Below are 1190 nucleotides of genomic sequence, written 5' to 3'. Positions count from 1 at the left end.
TTCTTCGATCGTTCGAGTGATTACTCGAGGATCTTGGAGACGACGCCGGCGCCGACGGTGCGGCCACCTTCGCGGATGGCGAAGCGGAGCTTCTCTTCCATCGCGATCGGCGCGATCAGGTCAACCGTGAACGAAACGTTGTCGCCCGGCATCACCATCTCGGTGCCCTCGGCCAGCGTCACCGTGCCGGTCACGTCCGTGGTACGGAAGTAGAACTGCGGACGGTAGTTGGCAAAGAACGGCGTGTGACGGCCACCCTCTTCCTTGGTCAGGATGTAGGCTTCGGCTTCGAACTTCGTGTGCGGCTTGACCGAACCCGGCTTGCAGAGAACCTGGCCACGCTCGACGCCCTCACGGTCGATGCCGCGAAGCAGCGCGCCGATGTTGTCGCCGGCTTCGCCGCGGTCCAGCAGCTTGCGGAACATCTCGACGCCGGTGCAGGTCGTCTTCTTGGTGTCGCGGATGCCGACGATCTCAAGTTCGTCGCCCACATTCACAACGCCACGCTCGACACGACCGGTCACAACCGTGCCGCGGCCGGAAATCGAGAACACGTCCTCGATCGGCATCAGGAACGGCTGGTCGACAGCACGCTCGGGCGTCGGGATGTACTCGTCAACGGCGGCCAGAAGCGCACGGATCGAGTTCTCGCCCATCTCCGGATCACGGCCTTCCATCGCGGCCAGCGCGGAACCGGTGATGATCGGGATATCGTCGCCCGGGTACTCATAGCTTTCCAGCAGCTCGCGGATTTCCATTTCCACCAGCTCGAGCAGCTCGGGATCGTCCACCTGGTCGGCCTTGTTCATGTACACGACCATGAAGGGGATGCCGACCTGACGGCCGAGCAGGATGTGCTCGCGGGTCTGCGGCATCGGACCATCGGCGGCCGACACGACCAGGATCGCGCCGTCCATCTGGGCAGCACCGGTGATCATGTTCTTCACGTAGTCGGCGTGGCCGGGGCAGTCGACGTGGGCATAGTGGCGGGTGTCGGTCTCGTACTCGACGTGGGCGGTCGAGATCGTGATGCCGCGGGCCTTCTCTTCGGGCGCGCCGTCGATCTGGTCATAGGCCTTGAAGTCGCCAAAATACTTGGTGATCGCCGCCGTCAACGTCGTCTTGCCGTGGTCAACGTGACCAATCGTGCCGATGTTCACGTGCGGTTTGCTGCGGTCAAACTTTTCCTT

Annotated in this window: 1 protein-coding gene; it reads right to left on the bottom strand. The window is 62.9% G+C overall.

Going from position 1 to position 1190, the window contains the following annotated elements:
• Positions 1 to 20: 20 nt before the first annotated feature.
• Positions 21 to 1190, bottom strand: a 1170-nt coding sequence (gene tuf / locus AX756_RS24740; protein WP_068318552.1) for an elongation factor Tu, incomplete at its 5' end; no start/stop codon positions are given.

This window comes from Aliiruegeria sabulilitoris, assembly GCF_001558155.1.
GTDB lineage: Bacteria > Pseudomonadota > Alphaproteobacteria > Rhodobacterales > Rhodobacteraceae > Tropicimonas > Tropicimonas sabulilitoris.
The sequence above is the reverse complement of the archived record's forward strand: the minus strand, read 5'-3'. Positions and strand labels throughout refer to the sequence as shown.